Below are 25,543 nucleotides of genomic sequence, written 5' to 3' on the forward strand. Positions count from 1 at the left end.
GAACATATTGGCAACAACCCCTGTTTACAGCCACCCCTTCCAGCGGAAGAAAAAGTAAGGTGTGACGGCCGCCATAATCATCACAATGATGGCGACGGGGTAGCCAAAGTCCCAACCCAGTTCGGGCATGTCCTGAAAGTTCATGCCATAGATCGAGGCGATCAACGTCGGCGGCATGAACACCACCGACATGACCGAAAACAACTTGATAATGTTGTTCTGTTCGAGATTCACGAGACCGAGCGTCGCGTCAAGCAGGAACTGGACCTTGCCGGACTGAAAATTGGCATATTCCTCCAGAGACTGGATGTCCCGCAGGGTGCTGCGGATATCCTTGCGCAGATCGCCCGCTGCCCCCGTGCCGCGATAGCTGGCCGTGATGAACAGCAGCGCGCGCTCCAGCGAGGCCAGGCTTTCGCGGCTCATGGCGATGAGGGTGCCGGCGCTGCCCAGAGAGCGCAGCGTCTGCTGATGAGCAATGCTGGCGGCCTTGCTTTTGGGATCGAAGACCGAGCGCGAAAGCGCGTTGATCTGCTCCGCCGTCGCCTGCAACAATTCGGCCGTGCGGTCGATGACGGTTTCGATCAGTCCGTGGAAAATGGCATCGGCGGTGGTGCCCGCCCCGCCCGCGCGTGAGGCGCGGGTGACATACATCGGGAATGCGCGTGGCTCGTCGTAACGCACGGTCGCCAGCGTGTTGCCTTTCAGCACGAAGGTAACGCCGGCCATGTCCGGCTCGTCATCGACAGCGACGATAAGCTTGACGGTAATATAGCGCGCGCCATTCTCATGGTAGAGAAGCTCGGAGGCCTCGATGTCGTCCATATCCTCCTGAGTCGGCATTTCGATGTTCAGGGTTTGCTCGACGAGGCGCTCCTCGGAGCGGGTCGGCTGGACGAGATCGATCCACAATGCATCAGCCGGTATGGGCTCACCGGGCTCCAGTTGGTGTCGCACGAGGCGCGAGCCGGTGAGCGGCGTGTCGGCAGACACTTCCGCATCGGCGTGATTGTTGCCGCCACGGGGTTGCACGCCCGCAGGCGCGACGCTGTAGACGATCAGCATACCGATAATCCCTGATTTGATCCGTCGCGGAAACGCAACGGCATACGCGTGACAAGATGCTTATGCGGGGCTCAAACCGTCGTCAACGCTACCCGGTGTCGACAGCCGTTTCCCGTTTGGTAAAAGACACCTATACCTGCAATCCATGACAACTGTTGACGATTCGCCAGATATGACACTGCTGCTCACTTCTGTCACCGAGGATATCGCCCGTGGAGGCGCGCTGCTGCGCCAGGGGAGCCTGGTCGCCTTCCCCACGGAAACCGTCTATGGCCTCGGCGCGGACGCAACCAACCCGGAAGCGGTGGCCGCTATCTATACAGCCAAGGAGCGCCCGCGCTTCAACCCGCTGATCGCCCACTATGCAGACAGTGAAGAAGCCTTTCGGCATGGCATGTTTGACGCCACCGCCCGCAAGCTGGCCGATGCGTTCTGGCCGGGGCCGCTGACCCTCGTGGTGCCCAAGGCAGCCGGTTGTCCTATATGCGATCTGGCTTCCGCGGGCCTTGACAGCATTGCCGTGCGAGTGCCCGCGCACCCTGTGGCGCGTGCGCTGCTGCGCGAGGCAGGGCGGCCCATCGCTGCACCGTCTGCCAATCGCTCGGGACGCGTGAGCCCAACGACGGCAGCGCATGTTCTGGGCGATCTCGATGGCAGGGTCGCCGCAGTGATCGATGGCGGCAACACGGATGTCGGCGTCGAATCGACCATCGTTTCCTGCCTTGGCGACAGGCCGGTGCTGCTGCGCCCCGGCGGCGTGACCAGAGAAGCACTGGAGGAAGTGCTCGGCGAGAGAATCGATAGCCCTCCCTACGACACATCTGCGCATAGAGCGACGGATGACAGCGGGCTTGATTCCGCGCCTGTTGCCCCCGGCCAGCTTGCATCGCACTATGCGCCGCGCGCATACGTGCGGCTTGATGCCACGCAGATCAAATCCGGCGAGGCCGCCTTACTGTTCGGCGATCCCGTTCCGGGAACGGAGCATGCAGCAGCGGTCTTCAACCTGAGTCCGGCGGGCGATTCGAGAGAAGCCGCTGCGCGACTTTTTTCCGGCCTGCGGGCACTGGACCTGCCCGGTATCAGGACAATCGCCGTCGCTCCGATTCTCGACGATGGGCTTGGGGAGGCGATCAATGACCGTCTGCGCCGCGCCGCCGCGCCCCGCGCATAACGCACCCCAACGAAAAAGGGCGCCCCGAAGGCCGCCCATTCTCGTGACAATGCTCGCAAAACGCACAGATAGCGCCTCGGCTTGAAAAGAAGTATCAGGCCTTAAGCTTGGCAGCCAGCTTGGCGACATAAGCGCCCTGGAATTTCGCGCCATCGAGATCGACCTGCGACGGCTGACGGCTGCCATCCGAAGCAGCAATCGTCGTTGCGCCATAGGGAGAGCCGCCGACGATTTCGTCCAGACGCGTCTGGCCATCGAAAGAGTAAGGCAGACCAGCGATGACGAAGCCGTGATGCAGCAGCGTCGGCAGGAAGGTAATGAGGGTCGACTCCTGCCCGCCGTGCTGGGTGGCGGTGGAGGTGAAGACGGAGCCAACCTTGCCGATCAGCGCGCCCTTGGCCCACAGGCCGCCCGTCTGATCGAGGAAGGAGCGCAGCTGCGAGGTAACCGAGCCGAAGCGGGTCGGCGAACCGAAGATGATGGCGTCGTATTCAGGCAGTTCCTCGACTGTGGCGATCGGAGCCTTCTGATCGAGCTTGAAGTGAGCCTTGCGGGCGATTTCTTCCGGCACGGTTTCCGGCACGCGCTTCACAACGGCTTCCGCGCCCTCGGCGGCAGCGCCTTCGGCGACCGCGTAGGCAAGCTGCTCGACATGACCATAGGTGGAATAGTAAAGGACAAGAACTTTCGCAACCATCGCAGGTGCTCCTTTCAGGGACAGGTGCGGCAACATATCATCGTTGGATGGTCTGACAGCAGGTAAGTCCGCAGACCGTTGCTTGCAAATTTGCAAGGAACGGGAAACGATGACACCATTGCCACCGTGCTCCGGGAATGGTCAAAATGGCCATCACTTCCGCCCTCGCACTCCGCTCCCATATTGTCCTGAACAGAAGGCCCATCCGTGCAGCACCGTCATCCTGTCACAAGTGACTCGACAAGCCGTCTTTCCTGGGACGATTTCAGGCTCGTCCGCGCCATCTGCGACAGCGGCTCGCTCACCGGCGCAGCAGAGGCGCTGGGCGTCAACCACTCAACGGTGTTCCGCCGTCTGGCCGCGCTGGAGGATCTGCTCGGGGTCAAACTTTTCGACCGGCACCGCTCCGGCTACATACCGACACCGCCGGGCGAGGAAATGCTCGCCATCTCGGAGCGTTGGGCGGACGATGTTTCGGCGCTGGGGCGCATGTTGATGGGTTGCGGAGATGCCCCCGCCGGCGAATTACGCATCACAACGAATGACACGCTGCTGATGCACATGCTGATGCCGATCTTTGCCGGATTTCGTGAAACCTATCCGAGAATACGGCTGGAGATTCTGCTCTCCAACCAATTGCTGAACCTGTCGCGCCGCGATGCCGATATCGCCATTCGCGCCACCGACAATCCGCCCGAAACGCTGGTCGGACGCCGTCTCGCCACGCTGGCCTGGGCTTTATACGGACGGCGCTCTGACTTCGGCGACGAAACCGTCGGCATCGAAGACCTGACGGGCAGGAATTGGGTGCTGATGAATGATCATTTTGCCTCGATGAAGGCCGTGCGCTACGTCACCGAAACCGTTCCGCAGGAGCGGATCGCCTACCGGGTCAACAGCGTGCTTGGTCTGTCGGAAGCTGTGCAAGCGGGCATCGGCATCGGCCCCCTGCCCTGTTTCATCGCGGATACCCAGCCATCCCTGCGGCGGCTGATGCCCCCCAACAGCGATTTCGCCACAAGTCTCTGGCTGCTGACCCATGCCGACCTGCGGCGTTCGGTGCGCGTGCGTGCATTTCTGGACTACGCTGCGGCAGCGATCAGCCGGCTGCAACCGCTCCTTGAAGGCACCATGCAACCCGCTTCGCAACCCATCCCTGCGTGATCACGTCTGTCCGGGTTTGAGCTTGTAGAAGATGTGGCGGCCGATCACGTCCATTTTCTTCAGCCGGCTCGCCCAGAAGGGGCGCACATAATTGGCGTGGTAGTGCGTGGAGCCACCCACTTCGGCGTTGTACATCGTCCCGGCCATCACCTGATCGGCCACGCGCACAGCCGTCCGCCAGGAATGCTGATCCGTAATCCGCAACGACCGCCCCTCGCAGGCGAATGAGAACTGGCAGGCCTTGAACCGATGGCGGTTCTGATACACCACGCCGCAGACGCTGGACGGATACAGGCCGCTCTTGACGCGGTTCAACACTACCTGCGCCACCGCCGCCTGTCCCGCCTCGGCCTCGCCGCGCGCTTCGAAATAAACAGCCTCGGCAAGGCACTGCGCCTCGCGCTGCATGTTGCCCGCCTTGATCAGGTGCGTGTATCCAGCGGTTACCGGCCCTGATTTGACGATAGCCGACATATTACCGAAGGTCTGTCCCGGCTGGAGCGAAACAGGCGCGGCAGCGATCTCAACCGGAATGATTTCCGCCGGAACGGGTGTTACCGACGCAAGCGCCTCTGCCGCTGCCGTCGCGGGTGTAGAGCCGTCGCTCAGCATGATGATCGTGCCAGCTGCCCGTACATAAGCCGGTGTGGTGCGCGGGGCGAGCGCGTGGCGAATGGCAATCGCCTCTTCGTCGCTGATCTCCTCCATCGTCCACATTTCATCGGCAGTGGGGATTTCCGTCGTGCCTTCCATCAACAACGTTGGCGGTAGCAATTCGATGTCGCGCGCCAGCAGCGCCTGAGAAAATGCACCACGGCCCAAAGTCGCCGCCCTTGCGCTACGACTGATCGTGGCTGGAAGCGCCGTCAGGGGTGCGCCTTTCTTCGTCCGCACGGTTTCTGGCCATCCAGTGGAACCTTGCTTGATCTCATCGCGCAACGGAGGGGTTTCTTCGTCGGCGGACGCGAACGTCAACGATGCCGATCCGATGGATGCCTGCACTGCGGGTGAAGGCAGGCCGATCATGCTGGCCGTCGCCCGCGTGACACCGGGAACGATATCTGCATCCGTGAGTGCCATGGTTCGTGACACGTGTGACAGGCTGATGCCGGTCACATCCGTTTGCTGGCCGGCTGTCGCCGTGAATGATACCAGCATGCCACCAGCCAAGGCCCAAGGCGCAGCCGTGGCAAAAGCCCATACAATTCCGGATCGACGTCGACGCATGGCCACAACTCAACTTGACGAAATCTTTTCATGGTTATCGGTCGTCAAGGTTGAGGCTTGGTTAAAAAGAGTGCGAGAAAACGAACGGCATTGCTCGCTGACTGTTTTATCGCGAATTAAAAACAAGCGGGCGCGGTTGCCAATCAAGGCAGCCGCGCCCGTAAAATGATGAGTCGAGGGTGGCGATCAGGCCTGCCCTTCGGCCTTTACGTTGAGAGCAGCCTGTGCAGCGGCAAGGCGGGCAATCGGCACGCGGTATGGCGAGCACGAAACGTAATCCAGGCCGGTTTCTTCACAGAAGGCGATCGTAGCCGGATCGCCGCCGTGTTCGCCGCAGATGCCGAGCTTGATGCCGGGACGCGCTTCGCGGCCATTGCGGGCAGCGAGCGCGACCAGTTCGCCAACGCCCTCGCGGTCGATGGTGACGAAGGGATCCGTTGCGAGAATGCCCTTCGCAACATAGTCCCCAAGGAACGTGGAGGCGTCGTCGCGGCTGATGCCAAGCGTCGTCTGTGTCAGATCGTTGGTGCCGAAGGAGAAGAACTCCGCCGTCTTTGCGATATCGCCGGCACGCAACGCCGCGCGGGGCAGTTCGATCATGGTGCCGACATAATAGTCGAGCGTCACACCGGTTTCCTGCGCCACTTCCTTGGCAACGGCATCGATGCGAGCCTTGGTCAGATCCAGCTCGGCACTGGTCATGACGAGCGGAACCATGATTTCCGGCTTGATCGTCTCCCCGGTTTCCTTGGCCACCTGCGACGCAGCCTCGAAAATAGCGCGGGCCTGCATCTCGGCGATCTCGGGATAAACGATTGCAAGGCGAACGCCGCGGAACCCGAGCATCGGATTGAACTCATGCAGCGCGTGCGCACGAGCCTTGAGCTTGTCTGCGGAAACCCCAAGAGCCTGGGCGACCTCGGCGATTTCAGCTTCCGAATGCGGAAGGAACTCGTGCAGAGGCGGGTCCAGCAGGCGAATGGTCACCGGCAGGCCCTGCATGATCGTGAAGAGTTCCACGAAATCCTGACGCTGCATCGGCAGAAGCTTGGCGAGTGCCGCGCGGCGGCCTTTTTCATCATCCGACAGGATCATCTCGCGAACGGCAACGATGCGCTCCGCGTCGAAGAACATGTGCTCCGTGCGGGACAGGCCAATGCCCTCAGCGCCGAAATTCCGCGCGGTGCGGGCATCCAGCGGCGTTTCGGCGTTGGCGCGCACCTTCATGCGGCGAACAGAGTCAGCCCAGCCCATGAGCGTCGCGAACTCACCGGAAAGCTCCGGCTCAAGCATCTTGACTTCGCCGACGATGACCTGCCCGGTGCCACCGTCGACAGTGAGAATGTCACCGGCCTTCAGCGTGACGCCACCCGAAGTGAGCGTGCCGGCCGCATAATCGACACGCACGGAACCGGCGCCGGACACGCAAGGCTTGCCCATGCCGCGCGCTACAACGGCAGCGTGGGACGTCATGCCGCCACGCGTCGTCAGGATGCCTTCGGCAGCGTGCATGCCATGGATATCCTCTGGCGAGGTTTCCACGCGCACCAGAATGACCTTGCGGCCAACTTTCCTCGCCTCTTCGGCGGCTTCGGAGGTGAAGACGATCTCACCGCAGGCCGCGCCCGGCGATGCCGGCAGGCCGGTGACCAGCACCTTGCGGTCGGCCTTGGGATCGATCGTCGGGTGCAGAAGCTGGTCAAGCGCCGCCGGCTCAATGCGGGCGACAGCCTCATGCTGGGTGATGACGCCTTCGTTGGCCAGATCGACCGCAATCCGCAGCGCCGCCTTGGCGGTGCGCTTGCCGTTACGGGTCTGAAGCATCCACAGCTTGCCGTTCTCGATAGTGAATTCGAGATCCTGCATGTCGCGGTAGTGGCTTTCGAGCAGCGTATAGATGCGCACGAGTTCCGCATAGGCGTCCGGCAGCGCATTCTCAAGCGACGGGCGCGTCGATCCCGAGGCAACGCGTGCTTTCTCAGTGATATCCTGCGGCGTACGAATGCCGGCCACCACGTCCTCACCCTGTGCGTTGATGAGGAATTCGCCGTAAAGTTCCTTCTCGCCAGTGGAAGGGTTACGGGTAAAGGCGACGCCGGTCGCGGACGTTTCGCCGCGGTTGCCAAACACCATGGCCTGAACGTTGACAGCCGTGCCCCAGCTTGCCGGAATGGCATGCAGTTCACGATACTTGATGGCGCGGGAGTTCATCCACGAGCCAAAGACGGCGCCGATTGCGCCCCAGAGCTGTTCCTTGGGATCCTGCGGGAAGGGCTTGCCGGTTTCCTGCTCGACAATCGCCTTGTACTGCTTGACGAGTTCCTGCCAGTCGGCGGCGGACAGCTCGGTATCGAGTTCGATGCCCTTGCGTTCCTTGTAGATTTCGAGCACTTCCTCGAAATGATGGTGCGCGACATCAAGAACCACGTTGCCGTACATATTGATGAAGCGGCGGTAGCTGTCCCAGGCAAAACGTTCGTCACCGGCAGCCTTGGCAACCGCAACGACCGTTTCATCATTGAGGCCGAGGTTGAGCACCGTATCCATCATACCCGGCATCGACGCCCGCGCGCCGGAACGCACAGACACGAGCTGCGGCTTGGCCGGATCGCCAAAAACGTTCCCGGTCTGGCGGGAGATATACGCAAGCGCGTCCTCAACCGCCTTTTCCAGATCCGGCGGATAGGCATGGCCGTTGTCATAATAATAGGTGCAGACATCCGTTGTGATGGTGAAGCCCGGCGGAACGGGAAGTCCGAGATTGGCCATCTCCGCGAGGTTTGCCCCCTTGCCGCCAAGAAGATTGCGCAAGCCGGAAGAACCCTCAGCCTGACCATCACCGAATGTGTAGACCCACTTTGTCATCTGGCGTTCGCCTTTTAGAGCATGATTCCGGACCACCCTGCACGGTGCCCGAAAGCATATGCTTCCACTAGAAATGAACCCTGACGAAGGCGCCCGAAAGCCCTCCGCGCAGCACCATCCCGCTTCAAGACCGGACGACCGTGACCGTTCGGTCTCATGCCGATCCGGCCTCGACGCTTCGCATTTACTTCACGCGCTTAACCGCCGCAAGGACGATAAACGCCACGATCAGGTCCGCTGCCGCATAAGCCCGCCATCATGGCGGAAAAGCAACGCGTCAAACCGGATAACGGTCGCTTGGCGTAGTCGCTTGGCGCATCCGCGGGAAAAATGCAATCGACTCCACTCTGGAATATGAACAATTCACGACACGACGCATGTTGATTCGCAGTGTGTTGCCCATATTCATCGCTATTCTGGACCTGTCAGCCTCCGATGACGCCAAAATCGGCCACGGTCAAGGTGGCCAACCGGAGAGCGTCAAGCGTCCGCAGGCGATTCGCGCGCAGATCGGCGTCATCGGCATTCACCGTCACGGCATCGAAGAATGCATCGACGGCAGGCCGGAGCGCCGCAAGCGCACGCATGGCGGCTTCGAAATCCTCACGGGCGATTGCCTCACGAACGGATTCATTGGCCACGCGCAGCGCTTCAACCAGCACCTTTTCCTGCTCCTCACCACGGGCGAGAACAAGCGATGCATCAACGCCGCCGCTGAACGTGCGGCCATCCTTCTTTTCTTCGATTCGCAGAATGTTGACAGCGCGGCGATAACCGGCCAGCAGGTTGGCGCCGTCGTCGGTTTCAAGGAAGGTTCCCAGCGCCTCAACGCGCCGCACGGCAGCTGTAAGATCGTCCTGCCCGTCGAGCGCGAACACGGCGGCAATGAGATCATGCCGCGCACCCTTGTCGCGCAGATAAACGGTGAGGCGATCAGCAATGAACGACAGCAGATCGGCCGAAACAGCCGTCTTGTCGGACGAGACAGGCAGTGCATCCAGCGCTGCGCCGATCAGTTCGCCCAACCGCACACGCAACCCGTTTTCCAGAATAAGGCGGATCACACCAAGTGCGGCGCGGCGGAGGGCAAACGGATCTTTGGAGCCGGTGGGCTTTTCATCGATAGCCCAGAACCCTGCGAGCGTATCGAGCTTGTCAGCCAGCGCCAGCGCCACCGATACGGCGGAGGACGGCACGGAATCGGATGGCCCCTGCGGCTTGTAATGCTCCTCGATGGCGGCAGCGACAGACGCGTCCTCACCTTGCGCCAGCGCATAATAGCGGCCCATCAGGCCCTGCAGTTCAGGGAACTCGCCCACCATCTCGGTGACGAGATCTGCTTTCGCCAATGTCGCCGCACGCGCCGCGATGTCAGCATCGGCCCCAGCCAAAGGCGCAATCCGGCGTGCGAGCGACACGATGCGCTCGATGCGGGCGGCCTGCGTGCCGAGCTTCTCGTGGAACACGATGTTCAGGGCCTTCAGCCGCTCAAGCCGCTGATCGAGCGGTTTCAGGCTGCTGCCGGCAAACTCCGGCAAGGGCTTCTGATCCGTTTCCCAAAAAAATCGGGCGTCGGACAACCGGGCGCGCACGACGCGTTCATTGCCGGCAACAATCGCCGCACCGCCATCGCGAGCCTCGATGTTGGAAATCAGGATAAACTTGTTTGCGAGCTTTCCGGTAGAACGCTTTGTCAAAACAAAGCATTTCTGGTTTGCGCGGATCGTTGCCCGGATCACTTCCGGCGGCACCTGGAGGTAAGCGGCATCGAAGCTGCCTATCAAAACCACCGGCCATTCCACCAGCCCGCCGACTTCTTCGAGCAAGCCTTCGTCGGGCACGATCTCATAACCTTGAGCGAAGGCAATCGTGTTGGCATCCGCCTCGATGCGGCGCTTTCGCTCATCGAGATCGAGGACAACATGTGATTTTTCAAGCGCTTCGACGTATTTCTCAAAGCTGCGTACAAGGATTGGCCCTTGGGACAGGAACCGATGCCCGCGGGTTTCGTCGGATGCGACGATGCCGTCAATCTCGAACGGCACGACGTCCGGCGTTTCGGTTTCCGGGCCAAACGTGCACAGGATCGATTGTAACGGCCGCACCCAGCGCAGGCTGCCGGGTTCGGCAGATGCAGCGCCCCAGCGCATGGACTTTGGCCACGGGAAGCCGCGCACGACTGCAGGCACGATGTCCGCCAGCACGGCCGGCGTCTTGCGCCCCTCGCGGCGAATGCGGGCAACGTAGAACTCGCCCTTCTTCGGGTCCGCCACGATATCGGCCTCCTCGATGGAATTGAGGCCGGCGCTTTTCAAAAAGCCCTGAATGGCGGCGTCCGGAGCGCCTACGCGCGGCCCCTTGCGCTCTTCCTCCACGTCCGGCTGGCGGGCGGGAAGGCCAACCACCTGCAACGTCAAACGCCGCGGCGTGACATAAGCCCGCGCGCCTTCATAAGCGAGGCCCTGCTCCACCAATGCATCGGTGACGAGCTTTTTCAGGTCTTCCGCCGCCTTGCGCTGCATGCGGGCGGGGATTTCTTCCGAACGAAGTTCAAGGAGCAGATCGGGCATGAGGCGAGCTTTTCAGAATGGGACATCTATAAACAATGCGGGAAACGCACGAGCGCGGCAATTCTCAGGCGGCGCCACCGGCATCCGTCAACAACCATGCCGCGCCGCAAGCCTTGGCAAGTTCGCGCACACGCAGAATGTAGCTCTGCCGCTCGGTCACGGAGATGACGCCGCGCGCGTCGAGCAGGTTGAACGCATGCCCGGCCTTGAGGCACTGATCGTAAGCCGGTTGCACCATGAGGTGGCGCTTGTTCGCGTCATCCGCCCCGCTGGCGAGCAGCGCGCGGCACTCTTCCTCCGCCTCGCGGAAGCGGCGAAACAGCGCTTCCGTGTTGGCGTGCTCGAAGTTATAGCGCGAATATTCCTGCTCGGCCTGAAGGAACACGTCCCGGTATGTCACCTTCTCCGCGCCTTCACGGCCATTGAAGTTGAGATCCATGATGCTCTCGACGTTCTGGAGATAGCAGGCGAGGCGTTCCAGCCCATATGTCAGCTCGCCGGAAACAGGCGCGCACTCGATGCCGGCGACCTGCTGGAAATAGGTGAACTGGCTCACCTCCATGCCGTCGCACCAGCACTCCCAACCCAGCCCCCACGCGCCAAGGGTGGGGTTTTCCCAATCGTCCTCGACGAATCGGATGTCATGCAGCCGCATATCGATGCCGATTGCTGCGAGCGAGCGCAGGTAAAGCTCCTGCAAATCCGGCGGGTTGGGCTTCAGGATGACCTGAAATTGGTAATAATGCTGCAAGCGGTTGGGATTTTCGCCATAGCGGCCATCTTTTGGGCGGCGCGAGGGCTGTACATAGGCCGCCTTCCATGGCTTTGGCCCGAGCGAGCGCAGCGTGGTGCCGGGATGCGACGTACCCGCGCCCACTTCCATATCGTACGGCTGAAGGATCACGCAGCCTTCGGCGGCCCAGAACCGTTGCAGCGTCAGGATAAGTCCCTGAAAAGAGCGGGTGGGGTGAAGGGGATCGTTGCTATCGGGAGCGCTCATCGCCGAACCATGCCACAATTTTGGCCCGCGCACACGGCGGACATGAAAAGATGCGACAAACTAGTCCTCAGCGCTTCTGAGTCAAGGTCGTCCAGACATCTCCGAGCCAATGGCCGGGCCATTTTTACCCTGCGGCGGCAGAGAGAGGCTATTTCCGCTCAAGATTCTGATGGACACGCGCGGGACGCTCTTGGCGGCGCACGCGCGGCCTGATATGGCGTTCGGCATGAGTGCTCACAGCTTTGACAACATCCGAAATTTCTCGATCGTCGCCCATATCGACCATGGCAAATCGACGCTCGCCGACCGTCTCATCCAGACCACGGGGACCATGTCCGACCGTGAGATGGTGGAGCAGGTGCTCGACAACATGGATATCGAGCGCGAACGCGGCATCACCATCAAGGCGCAAACCGTGCGCCTCGAATATCGGGCGAAGGACGGCAAGGTCTATATCCTCAACCTGATGGATACGCCCGGCCACGTCGACTTCGCCTATGAGGTGTCGCGCTCGCTGGCCGCCTGCGAGGGATCGCTGCTCGTGGTCGACGCCTCGCAGGGCGTCGAGGCGCAGACGCTTGCCAACGTGTATCAGGCCATCGACGCCAACCACGAAATCGTGCCGATTCTCAACAAGATCGACCTGCCCGCCGCGGAACCGGAGCGCGTGAAGGAGCAGATCGAGGAAGTCATCGGCATCGACGCTTCCGAAGCTGTGGAAATTTCGGCCAAGACTGGCCTCAATATCGAGGGCGTGCTGGAGGCTATCGTCACCCGTCTGCCGCCGCCCGTCGGCGATGCGGATGCGCCCTTGAAAGCGCTGCTGGTGGATAGCTGGTACGACGCCTATCTCGGCGTGGTCGTGCTTGTGCGCATCATCGATGGCCGGCTGAAAAAAGGCCAGACCATCCGTATGATCGGCACGAACGCGAGTTATCAGGTTGATCGCGTGGGCGTGTTCCGGCCCAAGATGGCAAACGTCGATTCGCTCGGCCCTGGCGAAGTCGGCTTCCTGACGGCGTCGATCAAGGAAGTGGCCGATACCGCAGTCGGCGACACCATCACCGATGAAAAGCGCCCCTGCGCCGAGGCCCTGCCAGACTTCAAGCCCGTGCAGCCGGTTGTGTTCTGCGGGTTGTTCCCTGTCGATGCAGCGGACTTCGAGGATCTGCGCGCCGCCATGGGTAAGCTGCGGCTGAACGACGCCAGCTTCTCCTATGAGATGGAGACATCCGCGGCGCTGGGCTTCGGCTTCCGCTGCGGCTTCCTCGGGCTGCTGCACCTCGAAATCATTCAGGAGCGGCTGGAGCGCGAGTTCAACCTCGATCTGATCTCGACCGCACCGTCTGTCGTGTATCAGCTCGCCATGCGGGACGGCACCACCATCGATCTGCACAACCCGGCCGACATGCCGGATGTCATGAAGATCGAAGAAATTTCCGAGCCGTGGATCCGCGCCACCATTCTGACGCCGGACGAGTATCTGGGCGCCATCATCAAGCTGTGTCAGGACAGGCGCGGTGAGCAGGTCGACCTCAACTATGTCGGCAAGCGTGCCATGGTCGTCTACGATCTGCCGCTCAACGAAGTGGTGTTCGATTTCTACGACCGGCTGAAATCGGTGTCGAAGGGCTATGCCTCGTTCGACTATCAGATCACCGAATATCGCGTCGGCGATCTGGTGAAAATGTCGCTTCTGGTCAACGCCGAGCCAGTGGACGCGCTGTCCATGCTGGTGCACCGCTCTCGCGCCGAGGCGCGTGGCCGGGCCATGTGCGAAAAGCTCAAAGAGCTGATTCCGCCGCATATGTTCCAGATCCCGGTGCAGGCGGCGATCGGCGGCAAGATCATTGCGCGTGAGACAATTCGTGCGCTCCGAAAGGACGTTACGGCCAAATGCTACGGCGGTGACGCAACACGTAAGCGCAAGTTGCTGGACAAGCAGAAAGAAGGCAAAAAGCGCATGCGTCAGTTCGGCAAAGTGGAGATTCCGCAGGAAGCCTTCATTGCCGCGCTCAAGATGGACGATTGATGCACACTGCCTCGTCGGCCGGAAATGGGCAGCGTTCGCTGGTGCCTCCACGTGTCGGTATTGGTCGTGCAGGAAACGTGGCCATGCCGTGGGAGCAGCCGGTTATTCGGAGCTTCTCACGAATTATGTAATTGGCTCGCCCACGAACAGTTTCATCAGCTCGGACAATCGCCGCACGATTTGTCCTATCGGCAGGGCGCGAGTTTCCACGCAGGGCTGGATCAAGCATTGCAAGACGAGTCGAAAGGCCAGAACAGTCTGAAGTAGGTCCTGCCGGATTTGATCAGGTCATCGCAAAATACTTCCGTAACGGATCTCAATCTGCATGTTTCTGATGATAAGCGAAGCGGTTCACCGTGCCGTGAAACGGTGAACCGCCCCATGCCCGCCTTTGGGTATTACTGGCCGGCAAGGTTGCCGTTGGCGCCCTTTTCCGGTGCTTCTCCACCCAATGCGCGGGCAATGGTGGTGGCGTTGTGGTCGATCACGCCAATATACGTGCCCTCGTAAGTACCCGGCTCACCGGCTGCATCGGAGAACAATTCGCCCCCGATGACCACCTTGTGCCCCTTCGCGGCTGCGCCTTCTATCAGCGCACGGACGTTACGATCCGACACCGAAGACTCGACGAAGACCGCACCGATCTTGCGGCTGACAAGCAGGTTGACCAGATCCTCGACCTGCTTCAACCCCGCCTCGCTTTCCGTGGATATGCCCTGAATACCCGCCACCTCATAGCCGTGAGCCCGGCCGAAGTAGTTGAACGCGTCATGCGCCGTCACCAGAACACGCGCCTGTTCCGGCACAGAGGCCAGCACCCTGTCCGCATAGTCGGCTATAGCGTCGATTTCCTTGATGTACTTGTCGGCATTGGCTTCGAAGGCCGCACGGCTTTCGGGCTGCAACTCGATCAGCGAGTCACGTGCAGCGGTTACCACGCCGGTCCATAGGCGCGGATCGAACCAGACGTGCGGATCCGGCAACGCGGCATTGTCCTCATCTGCCAGCAGGCGGTCGCGTGGCAGCTTGTCCGCCAGCGCGATGACCGGCTTGCGGCGCGCTAGAGCATCGAAGAACTCGCCCAACTGGGCCTCAAGGTGCAGTCCATGCCAGAACACGGCATCGGCACGAGCAGCAGCGGCTATGTCGGAACTCGTCTGTCTGTAAAGGTGGGGGTCGACGCCCGGCCCCATCAGCGCACGAACCTGTACATGATCGCCGCCAACGCGGCTGACTGCATCGGCAATGAAGCCTGTTGTCGCCACAACGTTCAGCTTTTCGTCAGCCAATGCCGCACCGCCACCCAAAATGCCCGCCAGCGCCGTACCGAGCACACCCGCCAGCAGAGTTCGTCTCGCCAGATGAAACATGAAACCATCCTTATTGCAAATAAATCGCAATTGCATTTTTAGCGTGTCATGCTCCACTTTGCAAGCGGATATGCGCTGCTATCAGGCATCTCTGCCTGTGCGGAGCAACGAGGCCGGCGCGTCATCCACCGCAACTTTCCAAATGTTAATCCGGCCCGGGGTGGAGTTGGCGCGAGGGGTATGCCATTGATAACGGGCACGTGAACAGATCGAATCCTTGCAGGCAGGCGACAATGCCGGACTTCCTCGACAGAAGATTGCTTTCGGCATGATCAGAATTGCCTTCGGCGCGGAAACGCCCCTCTCCTCTGCGCGTACACTTGCGGCGCTCATGATTGCAGGATCTCTATCAGCCTGTGCGGTCGGCCCGGACTATGCAAAGCCCGTCATCGACGTTCCCTCTCGCTGGAGCAATGACAAGTCTGCGCAATCGCCAAAGCCGGCTGAACTTGCCGGCTGGTGGAAGAAACTGCGTGACCCAACTCTGGACCGCCTTGTCGATGAAGCCGTCGCAGGGAATCTGGATGTCGCCTCCGCCAAGGCGCGCGTGCGAGAGGCGCGCGCCAGCTACAATCAGGCAACGGGCGCCCTCTTCCCATCCATCGATGGATCGGCAAGCGCGACGCGCAGCCAGAGTGCCGGCGCCGCGGGCGGTCGCGGCGGCGCGGAAAGTTATGGCGGCTCGTCTGGCCGTATATCGAATTCTCTACGAGCCGGATTGGATGCGAGTTGGGAGGTCGATCTCTTCGGGTCGAACCAACGCAATGTCGAAGCCACACGTTATAGCCTCGATGCAGCCGAGGATGACCTGCGCGCAGCACTGGTGACATTGATCGGCGATATTGCCGTGAATTATGTCGATGTGCGCAGTTATCAGGCGCGCATAGCGCTGGCCCGCCGCACCGCGGCGACACAACGTGAAACCGCACGGTTAACACGGGCAAAGTTTGAGGCCGGAAGCGCCTCCCGCGTCGACGTGGCGAACGCCGATGGGCAGGTAGCAAGCACCGAGGCCGGCATTCCGACGCAGGAAGCGGCAATGGCGCAGGCCATCCATCGCCTCGGTGTCCTGACAGGGCGGGCACCAAATGCGCTTGCCGGGTTGCTGACTAAAACCGCGCCGGTTCCATCCCCCCGCCTGCCACTGCCGGCGGGCGTTCCGGCGGATATTCTGTTGTCGCGGCCTGATGTCCTTGCGGCTGAACGCCGGCTGGCGGAAGCAACCGCGCGGATTGGCGAGGCTGAAGCGGCGCTTTATCCCTCCATCAGCCTCACCGGCAATGTCGCGACCTCCGGGGTGCGGCTGGGCGATCTGGCGAAGAACTCTTCGATCAGTTGGTCGTTCGGCCCCTCGCTTAGCGTGCCGGTATTCAATGCGGGCCAGTTGCGTGCGGCGGTTGCGGCAGCACAAGCCCGTCGTGATCAGCAGTTTCTTGCGCTGCACTCAAGCGTGCTGGTGGCCCTGGAAGAAGTGGAGAACGCCATCGTGGCGCTCGCTCAGGAGCGGATACGCTACGGCAAGCTGTCGGAGGCGGTCAGGAACTATCGCGAAGCAGCCGGCCTCGCCCGTACCCTGTTCGAAAGCGGTTCAACGAGTTTTATCGAGGTGCTGGACGCGGAGCGCTCATTGTATTCCGCCGAGGATGCGCTCATTCAAAGCCGCGTCAACATCGCGGCGCAGTACATTGCGCTCAACAAGGCGCTTGGCGGCGGCTGGAGCGGTGCTGTGGAAACAGCCAAACCTGTCGTTGTGGACAGCAACACCGGCCCACGACCTGCTGCATTCCTGCGCACACCGTCACAGTAATCGAAACGCACTTTCTCTTTTTTGCCGATAAATCCTGCCGCACGGTCGCGCTGATGAAAAAAGCGCACCGCCAACAGGCGATGCGCTTCTATTTTGCGGCCCCCGGGCAAAGCAAAGCCTGCTTCGCCCGAAAGACGTAAAGTGAAGTCCGTCTCAGTACTTCTCTGGAACGAAAAGCTCTTCCGGCAGAATTTCACGCTCGTAGTGCGGGTTGAAGACGCGCTCCGGCAGCGTGATTTCTTCGTGCGGAACGGGCTCGTAAGGCAGCAGGCCCAGAAGGTGATCGATGCAGTTAAGCCGCGCACGCTTCTTGTCGTTACCCTTGACGATATACCAGGGAGCCTCGGGAATGCTCGTGCGGGCGAACATGTCTTCCTTGGCCTTGGTGTACTGCTCCCAACGAACGCGCGACTGCAGATCCATCGGCGACAGCTTCCACTGCTTCATCGGATCGTGGATGCGCATCAGGAACCGGAGCTGCTGCTCTTCGTCGGTGATGGAGAACCAGTACTTGATCACCTTGATGTCCGAACGGATGAGCATACGCTCGAACTCGGGAACATCGTGGAAGAAGTCTTCGACCTGGTGAGGGGTGGCGAACTCCATCACACGCTCGACACCGGCACGGTTGTACCAGGAGCGGTCGAACAGCACGATCTCGCCGCCAGCCGGCAGGTGAGGCACGTAGCGCTGGAAGTACCACTGCGTCTTCTCACGATCGCTGGGCGCGGGCAGAGCCACAACACGAACGATACGCGGATTGAGCCGCTGCGTGATGCGCTTGATGACGCCGCCCTTACCGGCAGAGTCACGACCTTCAAAAATAACGACAATTTTCTGCTTGGTCTTCGCAACCCAATCCTGCAACTTGATCAGCTCAGATTGGAGACGAAGAAGCTCGGTGAAATACACCCGCCGATCAATCGTGTCGGAATGGGCCTGCTTGAACATCTGCCGCAACTCAAGCGACAGGGCCGGTTCCGACATTTCAAGCTCGAAATCTTCATCAAGCGTATCTTCCAGCTCGGCTTTGAGCCAATCAGCCGGGTTGTTTTCCGTGTTGTCGTGTTCCATGTGGCCATTCCTGCTGTTACAACCCACCTGCCGCCCGCCGGGCGCCCAAGTCGCAAAATTCCTCTTTGCCCTGAATAGAAAGGGTCGATGCAGTCTCGACCGGCCTCTTCTTCAGGTGCGGGCATTTGCGCGATCACAAACTCCGCCATTTAAGACCCTTTCGAGTCAGAAAACTGGCTACCAGCGGCGGGTGACATACGCGTGACGAGCACTGCACGAACGTAGACAAGAAGCTATTCGCAAGCATGGGTGACAACCGACATGTTTTGGGTGGCATCTGCTCGATCCATTGCGCCGTCTATATTTTATTAGAAAAATGTATTTCATGCATAATAATGCATTAAAACAATAATATTCAGAAAATAAAATAAAAAACAAACAATAACTGATTGTTTTTTTATTATTATAGATTGATTTTTAATAAAATAAAATTTGTCCCAGTGTTTCTCATAAACTAGATGCCCACACGTCACTCAGTTCCGCCATGAGCTGCCCCCTCTTCGAGGGGGCTCCGGCGCTTTTTCCGGTATTAATTATACCTCATCGGTCGAGGTGCCTGATTTCCTTGTCGATCTGAAGGCGGGCATGCAACTGTTTACCCAGGATCAATTCGAAATCAGGGGTGAATACAAGGCTCAGATCGGTGATCGTTTCCTGAGCCATGAAGCCAGCTTGAGGCTTGGCGTCAAGTTCTGATATTCTTCACTGACCGGCCCCGTTTCATATGTATGGAGTTAATTCAGCGACCGCACGGGTTTGGTCCCGGATTAAGAGACACGCCCACCCATGCTTGATATAAGCACTTCATAGAATGGATATTGTGGAGGTTCCGATGGAACGCGCGTTTGTCGTGCTTGGGGCGATTTTCGGTGTGGCGGGAACGGCAGCAGCCGCTGCGGCAAGTCACATTACCGGCGCGGGCTCGGGACTCGATACCGCGGCGAACTTTCTGCTGTTTCATGCGCCTGCACTGATCGGCATCGCGTTGCTTGTCAAAACCGGAACCGTACACGCCAACATCGGGCGCTTCGGCGGCCTGCTGGTGCTGGTTGGCGTTGCACTTTTCAGCGGCCAGTTGGCGCTCCGCGCGCTGGCGGATGCATCGTTGTTTCCGATGGCAGCACCAGCCGGGGGAACGACGCTGATGATTGGCTGGCTGCTTGTTGGCTTGGCAGCATTGGTTGGCCCGCGGCGCGTCTGAGTTTCTTTGACTTATGGCATGCGCTTTGGTAAAAAATCTCAATTCTGATGCTTCCTGAAGCCTCGGCCGGGACGACCCGGTCGCGATGACATCGGGCGGGGACGGCCCCGACAGGGGAAGCTCATGTCCTCCGTTTTCGTTTCCAATCTTCGTGCCGTTATCACGCCCAGAACGTTGTTCCGCCTGATTGCCGCATGGCTTGTCGTCGTCGTCTTTCAATTGGGCGGTCATTCCTGGCTATCGCAATCGATGCCGCCGACAGTGGCGGTCATCTGCTTCATCGTGCTCTTCGTCACCATTCTCATGGCCTCGTTCGGTGTGGTCGGAGAAGCTGACGAACTCGCTCACCAGTTGGGTGAACCTTACGGCACGCTGATCCTCACGCTGTCTATCGTCTCCATCGAGGTTATCCTGATTGCGGCGGTCATGGCGGGACCGGGAGAAACGCAGACGATTGCGCGCGACTCGATCTTCGCCGTGATGATGATCATCCTCAATCTCGTCACCGGGATCTGCCTCGTCGTCGGTGCGGCACGCTATGGCGAGCAGGAGTACAATACGCAGGGAGCGCTCGCGTTCATCTCGATGACGGTGGTGCTTGCAGGCGTCGCACTGCTGTTGCCGAACGCACTCGGCAAAGCAGACGGAATATTTACTCCAGTGCAGGCGATCATGCTGTCTGCATTGACCATCATTTTGTATGGCGCATTCCTGCTGTTGCAGACCCGGCATTATCGTTACCAGTTTATACAGCCGGAGCCGGGGAATCTGTCCATCCGACCAAGCACGGCACGCCCCGCTCCCCGCGAGCAGAAGGCGGTAGAGCGCGACAAATCTGCTTCAGGCAAGACCATCGCCCATGCGGTTATTCTGATCGCGCTCATGCTGCCAATCGTGTTGCTCGCGCATCATCTTGCCGTTGTAATCGACTACGGCGTGGCAAGCGCGGGCGCTCCGGTCGCACTGGGCGGCGTACTCATCGCAATTATCGTCTTCACGCCGGAATCGATCACCGCCGTTAAAGCAGCGCTCAACAATGAAACGCAGCGTGCGGTCAACCTGTGCCTCGGCGCCTTCGTTTCCACGGTCGGCCTGACGGTGCCGGCCGTCCTCATCGTCGGGCTCGCGACCGGGAAAACCGTTATTCTGGGTATTTCTCCGGGGGAAACCATCCTGTTCGCGCTCACCATGACGGTGACGACGCTTACCTATCTGGGGCAGCGCACCTCGGCATTGCAGGGTCTGCTGCACCTCACCCTGTTCTGCGTATTTTTGATGCTGCTGTTTACAGGAAGCTGACGCGACCAGAATATCGGATCAATATTTCAAGATAAAAAATCAGTTTGCGTTCGATAATACAGTTTAATCGAACGCAAACCATTTTAAATAGTGACATGCCAATCTTTGCAGTCTTTATGCTGCCAGCCGCGCCGCGTGCCAGGCTATGTGGTCGGCCATGAAGGTCGAGATGAAGTTGTAGGAGTGATCATACCCCTCGCGCATGTTCAGTGTCAGGTCGATGCCGGCCTTTTGGCAGGCGTCTCGCAGGAGCCATGGGCGCAGGCCATTGTCGAGGAATTGATCGGCGGTTCCTTGGTCAACAAGGATTTCGCTGATGCGAGACCCGCCCTCTATCAGGTTCGTGGCGTCATATTCGCGCCAGTTCGCCGGATCGGAGCCCAGATATTTCTCGAACGCCGGCCGCGACCAGTCTGCTGTCGATGGCTGGACGATCGGCGCGAAAGCCGACACCGACCGGAAGCGATCCGGGTTCCTGAGCGCGAAGGTCAGCGCGCCGTGTCCACCCATCGAGTGGCCGAAAATGCCCTGCCGCTTCATGTCGACGGGGAAATTCTCGGCGACCAGATCGGTTAGCTCCGACAGGATATAGCGCCGCATGTTGTAGTGTCTGGAAAACGGTTCCTGCGTCGCGTCGAGGTAGAAACCGGCGCCCTGCCCGAACTGCCAGTTGTCCTTTTCGTCCGGCACGTCCGCGCCGCGTGGGCTGGTGTCCGGGCAGATAATCGCCACGCCATGCTCGGAAGCCGCGCGCCGGTACTCGCCCTTGTCCATCACATTCTGATGCGTACAGGTGAGGCCCGAGAGATACCACAACAGCGGCACCGTCGACTTTTCCGCCTGGGGCGGGAGATAAAGGGCGAATGTCATCTCCCCGCCGCACGCCTCGGATGGGTGGGAATAGACGTGCTGCACGCCCTCATAGGCCTTGCTGGCCGAAACCTGCTTCATCGTATCCTCCCGGATGACATTCGTCTCGCTTAAAGCACTTTTCTTGCAGATGCCTCAGTAAACCACGACAGACCTGATGGACTTGCCGTCATGCATCAGATCGAAGGCCGTATTGATCTCTTCGAGCGGCATGGTGTGAGTAATCAGATCGTCGATGTTGATCTTGCCGTCCATATACCAGTCGACGATTTTCGGAACGTCAGTGCGGCCACGCGCGCCGCCGAACGCGGTGCCCTTCCAGACGCGCCCCGTAACGAGCTGGAACGGACGGGTGGAGATTTCCTTGCCCGCTTCCGCCACGCCGATGACGATCGACTCGCCCCACCCGCGATGGCAGCATTCCAGCGCCTGGCGCATCACGTTGACATTGCCGGTAGCGTCAAAGGAAAAATCGGCCCCGCCATCGGTCAAATCCTGAATGGCCTGCACCACCTTGTCGTTGCCGATCTCTGCGGGGTTGACGAAATCCGTCATGCCGAATTTCTTGGCCATCGCCCGCTTGGAGGGGTTGATGTCCACGCCGATGATCTTGTCCGCGCCCACCATTCGCGCGCCCTGAATGACGTTGAGACCGATGCCGCCGAGGCCGAACACGACGACATTGGCACCCGGCCACACCTTGGCGGTGTAAATCACGGCGCCGATGCCGGTGGTGACACCGCAGCCGATGTAGCAGATTTTGTCGAAAGGCGCGTCCTCACGCACCTTCGCCAGTGCGATCTCCGGCAGCACAGTGAAGTTGGAGAACGTCGAGCAGCCCATGTAATGGAACACCTCGCCGCCGTCGCAGGAAAAACGCGTGGTCTTGTCCGGCATCAGCCCCTGCCCCTGTGTCGCGCGGATCGACGTACAGAGGTTCGAACGTTGCGACAGACATGTCTTGCACTCGCGACATTCCGGCGTATAGAGCGGAATAACGTGATCGCCCGGCTTCAAAGACGTAACGCCCGCGCCCACCTCACGCACGATGCCAGCGCCCTCATGGCCAAGGATGGCCGGGAACTTGCCTTCGGAATCCAGCCCGGACAACGTATAGGCATCCGTATGGCAGATGCCCGTGGCCATGATTTCGACCAGCACTTCCCCTGCCTTGGGGCCGCCGATTTCGATAGTCTCGATGGACAGCGGCTTGTTTGCCTCCCAGGCGACTGCTGCACGTGTTTTCATGACGATGTTCCCTTCTGTTTATCAATTCGCAGTTATTTCAAACTTGAAGCAGGTCATCGAGCCGCTATTTGAGATAAGTCCGCAGCAGACGCATGATCTCTTCTATATCCGCATCGTGATCGGCAAAGCCTCCGCTTGCGTTTTCTTGCCGTTGCCCGAAAGTCTCACGCATATGGCTCTCCAGCACCTCGGCCATCAACCCGTTGGCAGCGCCGCGCAAGGCTGCAATCTGTTGCAACAGCACGCCGCACTCCGTCCCCGCCTCCACTGCCCGCTCCAGCGCTTCGGCCTGTCCCTTGATGCGGCGAAGACGCGTCAGGGCACGTTTTTTCTCTTCTGGCGAGTGCGGCATAATGCAGCCTGTTTCCGTTCGCGACCCTATTCACATATACTCTATACCAGTATATTTCCAGCACCTGAAACGGAAAAATATCCATAGCCGGACATCGGTCAGCGCGAGGCAAGGTATGGCCTTGAAGATCATACAGAGTTGAAATATCTCTCTTTCCTGATCAGGAGCCGGAGTGGTGGTCGGCAGATGGAGAATACCGATGGCGGAAGCCCCTTATCCGCATGAGCACCCTCATCGCGATGCGGCTCTGGCGGAAATTCACGCGCGGCCCGTCGACCTGATCGACGCCGAAGCCCGCGTGCGCCGTCTGGTCTTCACGGTGGACCCGCAATCCGGTGCGATGACAAAGACCATCGCGCGCTTCCTCGCGTTCGCAGCAGATCTGGACGTCAGCCCCAACGAGGCTGGCGCGCGGCGTTATGTGTTCACAACCCCGTTGCGGCAGGTCACGTGGGAGTTTCACACGGAATTCGTGACGATTACGTGGCGTGCTGCCCGCCATGACGACACCAACTGGCCGGACGACATCGGTCTTGACGCACTGGGCGAGGCGCAGCTCGTTGGGGCAATCCGCGTCGATCTGATTGATCAGGACTCAATTCCTGAGCACCTGCTGCCCGGTTTCTCGCTGCCCAGCCTTTGCTTCATCTCGGTGGAATCGGGTGGCGCGCAGGTTGCCACGGATTTCGTGCCGGATGCCGACAAGTTCATCCGCATCGAGTTTGCTGCCGGCTCGCTGTCACCGCTCCGCCGCGCCATCGTGCTGCGGCGGCTGCTGGAGATGGAGACCTACCGGACGATGGCGCTTCTTGCCTTGCCGCTGGCGCGCGATGTCACGCCCGGTCTGCGCGCGCTTGAGATAGAACTGAGCGCGCTGATCGAAAGCCTGTCGGATGCTGAAACGACCGATCAGGTGCGACAGAAGCTTGACGGGCTTGTCACTCTGTCCGTTCAGGCCGGACAGATATCGGAAAAGCTGGGTTACCGTTTTGCCGCCGCCCATGCCTATGGCACCATACTGCGCTCACGGCTTGAGAAACTGCGCGAGACAACGCTGGGCCGCGGGTCCAGCCTGTCCAGTTTCATCGGCAACCGGGTGGAGCCGGCACTGTCGACCTGCGCGGCCATCGAGCGACGGCTCGAAGCGTTATCCACCAAGATTGCCCGCACCGTGTCGCTTCTCGATGTACGCATCGGACTGGACATGCAGATCCAGAACAAGACCGTGCTGGAAACCATCGCCGAGACAGCCAAGAGCCAGTTCCGGCTTCAGCACACAGTCGAGGGCCTTTCCACCATCGCCATCACCTATTACGCCATCGGCATATTGGGATATGCCGTTTCCGCGCCGATCGAGGTGCTGAACTGGGACAAAACGCTGGTCATGTCCGCCGCGGCCGTGCCGATGCTGATTGTCGTGTGGGCCAGCATGCGCTGGATACGCAACCGCAAACACTAGCAATATCTGATAAAAGCCTCAGCTTGAGCGAACGCCTTCTGCGAGCGCTGGCATTGCGTTGCAACATGAAAATTGGCAGACGACATCAGCTTGTATGTCCTGTAGAAGAGCGTGGGATCGACCATGCGAATCTTTTATCAGGTAGCCGACCGACATGACGGACCGCTCTTCATCTCCTGCACCGGACGTTTTTACCCGCGCCGAAATGCTCGTGCAGGCTCTGCCGCATATGCAGCGCTATGACCAGCAGGTGGTTGTTATCAAGTATGGCGGCCACGCCATGGGAGACGCCGCTGCCGCGGCCAATTTCGCCGAGGATGTCGTGCTGCTGGAACAGTCCGGCGTGCGCCCCATCGTGGTGCATGGCGGTGGGCCGCAGATCGGCGGCATGCTGAGCCGCTTGGGTATCCAGTCGGAATTTCAGGCGGGCCTGCGGGTCACGGACAAAGCCACGATCGAGGTTGTGGAGATGGTGCTGGCAGGCTCCATCAACAAGCAACTCGTCGGCACCATCGCCGCTGAAGGCGGCCGGGCCATCGGGCTGTGTGGCAAGGACGGCAATATGGTCACCGCGCGTAAAGTATCGCGCAGCGTCGTCGACGAGCAGACGCAAACGGAAAAGACGGTCGATCTGGGGTTTGTCGGCGAGCCGCAGCGTGTCAACCGCGCCGTGCTCGATGCCGTGCTGGGAGCGGAACTCATCCCCGTTCTTGCCCCCGTCGCCCCGGGCGATGATGGCGCGACCTACAACATCAACGCCGACACGTTTGCCGGCGCAATCGCAGGTGCGATGCGGGCCAAGCGCTTGCTTCTGCTGACCGACGTGCCCGGAGTGCTTGACAAGAACCGGCAGCTCCTGCCCGAGCTGACCATCGAGGATTGCCGCAGGCTCATTGCCGACGGCACCATCACCGGCGGCATGATCCCCAAGGTTGAAACCTGCATCTATGCGCTCGAACAAGGGGTGGAGGGCGTCGTCATTCTCGACGGCAAGGTGCCGCATTCGGTCCTGCTGGAGCTTTATACCGATCACGGCGCGGGCACACTCATTGTCCGCTGAATGCGGGAC

21 protein-coding genes are annotated in these 25,543 nt (G+C 60.2%); 10 read left to right on the top strand and 11 right to left on the bottom strand.

Annotation, left to right across the window (positions count from 1 at the left end):
• Positions 1–24: 24 nt before the first annotated feature.
• The gene (gene corA / locus FHS81_RS03715; protein WP_183750647.1) at positions 25–1,065 is read right to left on the bottom strand and encodes a magnesium/cobalt transporter CorA; all 1,041 of its coding nucleotides are present in this window, start codon (positions 1,063–1,065) and stop codon (positions 25–27) included.
• A 172-nt stretch (positions 1,066–1,237) separates the two neighbouring features.
• On the opposite strand from corA, the gene FHS81_RS03720 reads away from it, so the two are divergent.
• A complete protein-coding gene (locus FHS81_RS03720) occupies positions 1,238–2,239 on the top strand; it encodes an L-threonylcarbamoyladenylate synthase (RefSeq protein WP_246374473.1) in 1,002 nt (333 codons plus the stop codon).
• A 94-nt stretch (positions 2,240–2,333) separates the two neighbouring features.
• Here FHS81_RS03720 and wrbA read toward each other — a convergent pair whose 3' ends face one another.
• Positions 2,334–2,936 (bottom strand): NAD(P)H:quinone oxidoreductase, encoded by a 603-nt coding sequence (gene wrbA, locus FHS81_RS03725; protein ID WP_183750649.1) that lies wholly within the window; start codon positions 2,934–2,936, stop codon positions 2,334–2,336.
• A 207-nt stretch (positions 2,937–3,143) separates the two neighbouring features.
• On the opposite strand from wrbA, the gene FHS81_RS03730 reads away from it, so the two are divergent.
• Positions 3,144–4,100: a LysR substrate-binding domain-containing protein gene (locus FHS81_RS03730; protein ID WP_183750650.1), complete on the top strand. Its 957-nt coding sequence runs from the start codon at positions 3,144–3,146 to the stop codon at positions 4,098–4,100.
• Here FHS81_RS03730 and FHS81_RS03735 read toward each other — a convergent pair whose 3' ends face one another.
• Positions 4,101–5,180 (bottom strand): cell wall hydrolase, encoded by a 1,080-nt coding sequence (locus FHS81_RS03735; RefSeq protein WP_246374486.1) that lies wholly within the window; start codon positions 5,178–5,180, stop codon positions 4,101–4,103.
• Positions 5,181–5,241: 61 nt separating this feature from the next.
• Here FHS81_RS03735 and FHS81_RS03740 point away from each other — a divergent pair, with 61 nt between their 5' ends.
• Positions 5,242–5,496 carry a hypothetical protein gene (locus FHS81_RS03740; protein ID WP_210281537.1) on the top strand — a complete coding sequence of 85 codons (255 nt, stop codon included), beginning with the start codon at positions 5,242–5,244 and terminating at the stop codon, positions 5,494–5,496.
• A 17-nt stretch (positions 5,497–5,513) separates the two neighbouring features.
• On the opposite strand, the gene ppdK is transcribed toward FHS81_RS03740, so the two are convergent.
• The 3 genes from ppdK to FHS81_RS03755 form a co-directional block, all read right to left on the bottom strand.
• Positions 5,514–8,192, bottom strand: coding sequence for a pyruvate, phosphate dikinase (ppdK, locus tag FHS81_RS03745; protein ID WP_183750652.1), 2,679 nt, complete (start codon positions 8,190–8,192; stop codon positions 5,514–5,516).
• Positions 8,193–8,617: 425 nt separating this feature from the next.
• Positions 8,618–10,762 (bottom strand): glycine--tRNA ligase subunit beta, encoded by a 2,145-nt coding sequence (glyS, locus tag FHS81_RS03750; RefSeq protein ID WP_183750653.1) that lies wholly within the window; start codon positions 10,760–10,762, stop codon positions 8,618–8,620.
• 64 nt (positions 10,763–10,826) lie between these two features.
• Complete coding sequence (locus tag FHS81_RS03755) at positions 10,827–11,762, bottom strand: glycine--tRNA ligase subunit alpha (RefSeq protein WP_183750654.1); 936 nt, start codon at positions 11,760–11,762, stop codon at positions 10,827–10,829.
• A gap of 226 nt (positions 11,763–11,988) precedes the next feature.
• On the opposite strand from FHS81_RS03755, the gene lepA reads away from it, so the two are divergent.
• Complete coding sequence (gene lepA, locus FHS81_RS03760; RefSeq protein ID WP_183750655.1) at positions 11,989–13,794, top strand: translation elongation factor 4; 1,806 nt, start codon at positions 11,989–11,991, stop codon at positions 13,792–13,794.
• 398 nt (positions 13,795–14,192) lie between these two features.
• Here lepA and FHS81_RS03765 read toward each other — a convergent pair whose 3' ends face one another.
• Positions 14,193–15,164 (bottom strand): metal ABC transporter solute-binding protein, Zn/Mn family, encoded by a 972-nt coding sequence (locus FHS81_RS03765; RefSeq protein WP_183750656.1) that lies wholly within the window; start codon positions 15,162–15,164, stop codon positions 14,193–14,195.
• 268 nt (positions 15,165–15,432) lie between these two features.
• Here FHS81_RS03765 and FHS81_RS03770 point away from each other — a divergent pair, with 268 nt between their 5' ends.
• Positions 15,433–16,971 (top strand): efflux transporter outer membrane subunit, encoded by a 1,539-nt coding sequence (locus FHS81_RS03770; RefSeq protein WP_183750657.1) that lies wholly within the window; start codon positions 15,433–15,435, stop codon positions 16,969–16,971.
• 153 nt (positions 16,972–17,124) lie between these two features.
• On the opposite strand, the gene ppk2 is transcribed toward FHS81_RS03770, so the two are convergent.
• Entirely contained in the window at positions 17,125–18,045 is a 921-nt protein-coding gene (gene ppk2 / locus FHS81_RS03775) for a polyphosphate kinase 2 (RefSeq protein WP_183750658.1), read from the bottom strand.
• Positions 18,046–18,597: 552 nt separating this feature from the next.
• Here ppk2 and FHS81_RS18655 point away from each other — a divergent pair.
• The 3 genes from FHS81_RS18655 to FHS81_RS03785 all read left to right on the top strand — a co-directional run bounded on the left by FHS81_RS18655 (position 18,598) and on the right by FHS81_RS03785 (position 20,545).
• Entirely contained in the window at positions 18,598–18,741 is a 144-nt protein-coding gene (locus FHS81_RS18655) for a hypothetical protein (protein ID WP_210281510.1), read from the top strand.
• Positions 18,742–18,877: 136 nt separating this feature from the next.
• Complete coding sequence (locus FHS81_RS03780; RefSeq protein ID WP_183750659.1) at positions 18,878–19,246, top strand: DUF423 domain-containing protein; 369 nt, start codon at positions 18,878–18,880, stop codon at positions 19,244–19,246.
• 123 nt (positions 19,247–19,369) lie between these two features.
• Positions 19,370–20,545: a calcium:cation antiporter gene (locus FHS81_RS03785; protein ID WP_183750660.1), complete on the top strand. Its 1,176-nt coding sequence runs from the start codon at positions 19,370–19,372 to the stop codon at positions 20,543–20,545.
• Positions 20,546–20,659: 114 nt separating this feature from the next.
• Here FHS81_RS03785 and fghA read toward each other — a convergent pair whose 3' ends face one another.
• From fghA to FHS81_RS03800, 3 genes are all read right to left on the bottom strand, one after another.
• Complete coding sequence (gene fghA / locus FHS81_RS03790; protein ID WP_183750661.1) at positions 20,660–21,496, bottom strand: S-formylglutathione hydrolase; 837 nt, start codon at positions 21,494–21,496, stop codon at positions 20,660–20,662.
• Positions 21,497–21,550: 54 nt separating this feature from the next.
• On the bottom strand, positions 21,551–22,663 hold the full coding sequence (locus tag FHS81_RS03795; RefSeq protein WP_183750662.1) for an S-(hydroxymethyl)glutathione dehydrogenase/class III alcohol dehydrogenase: 1,113 nt from the start codon (positions 22,661–22,663) through the stop codon (positions 21,551–21,553).
• A gap of 64 nt (positions 22,664–22,727) precedes the next feature.
• Positions 22,728–23,015 carry a metal/formaldehyde-sensitive transcriptional repressor gene (locus FHS81_RS03800; protein ID WP_183750663.1) on the bottom strand — a complete coding sequence of 96 codons (288 nt, stop codon included), beginning with the start codon at positions 23,013–23,015 and terminating at the stop codon, positions 22,728–22,730.
• Between the two features lie 199 nt (positions 23,016–23,214).
• On the opposite strand from FHS81_RS03800, the gene FHS81_RS03805 reads away from it, so the two are divergent.
• Positions 23,215–24,474 (top strand): DUF3422 domain-containing protein, encoded by a 1,260-nt coding sequence (locus FHS81_RS03805; RefSeq protein WP_183750664.1) that lies wholly within the window; start codon positions 23,215–23,217, stop codon positions 24,472–24,474.
• Between the two features lie 154 nt (positions 24,475–24,628).
• On the top strand, positions 24,629–25,534 hold the full coding sequence (argB, locus tag FHS81_RS03810) for an acetylglutamate kinase (RefSeq protein ID WP_183750665.1): 906 nt from the start codon (positions 24,629–24,631) through the stop codon (positions 25,532–25,534).
• The last annotated feature ends 9 nt before the right edge of the window (positions 25,535–25,543 follow it).

Source organism: Pseudochelatococcus contaminans (genome assembly GCF_014195635.1).
Lineage (GTDB): Bacteria > Pseudomonadota > Alphaproteobacteria > Rhizobiales > Beijerinckiaceae > Pseudochelatococcus > Pseudochelatococcus contaminans.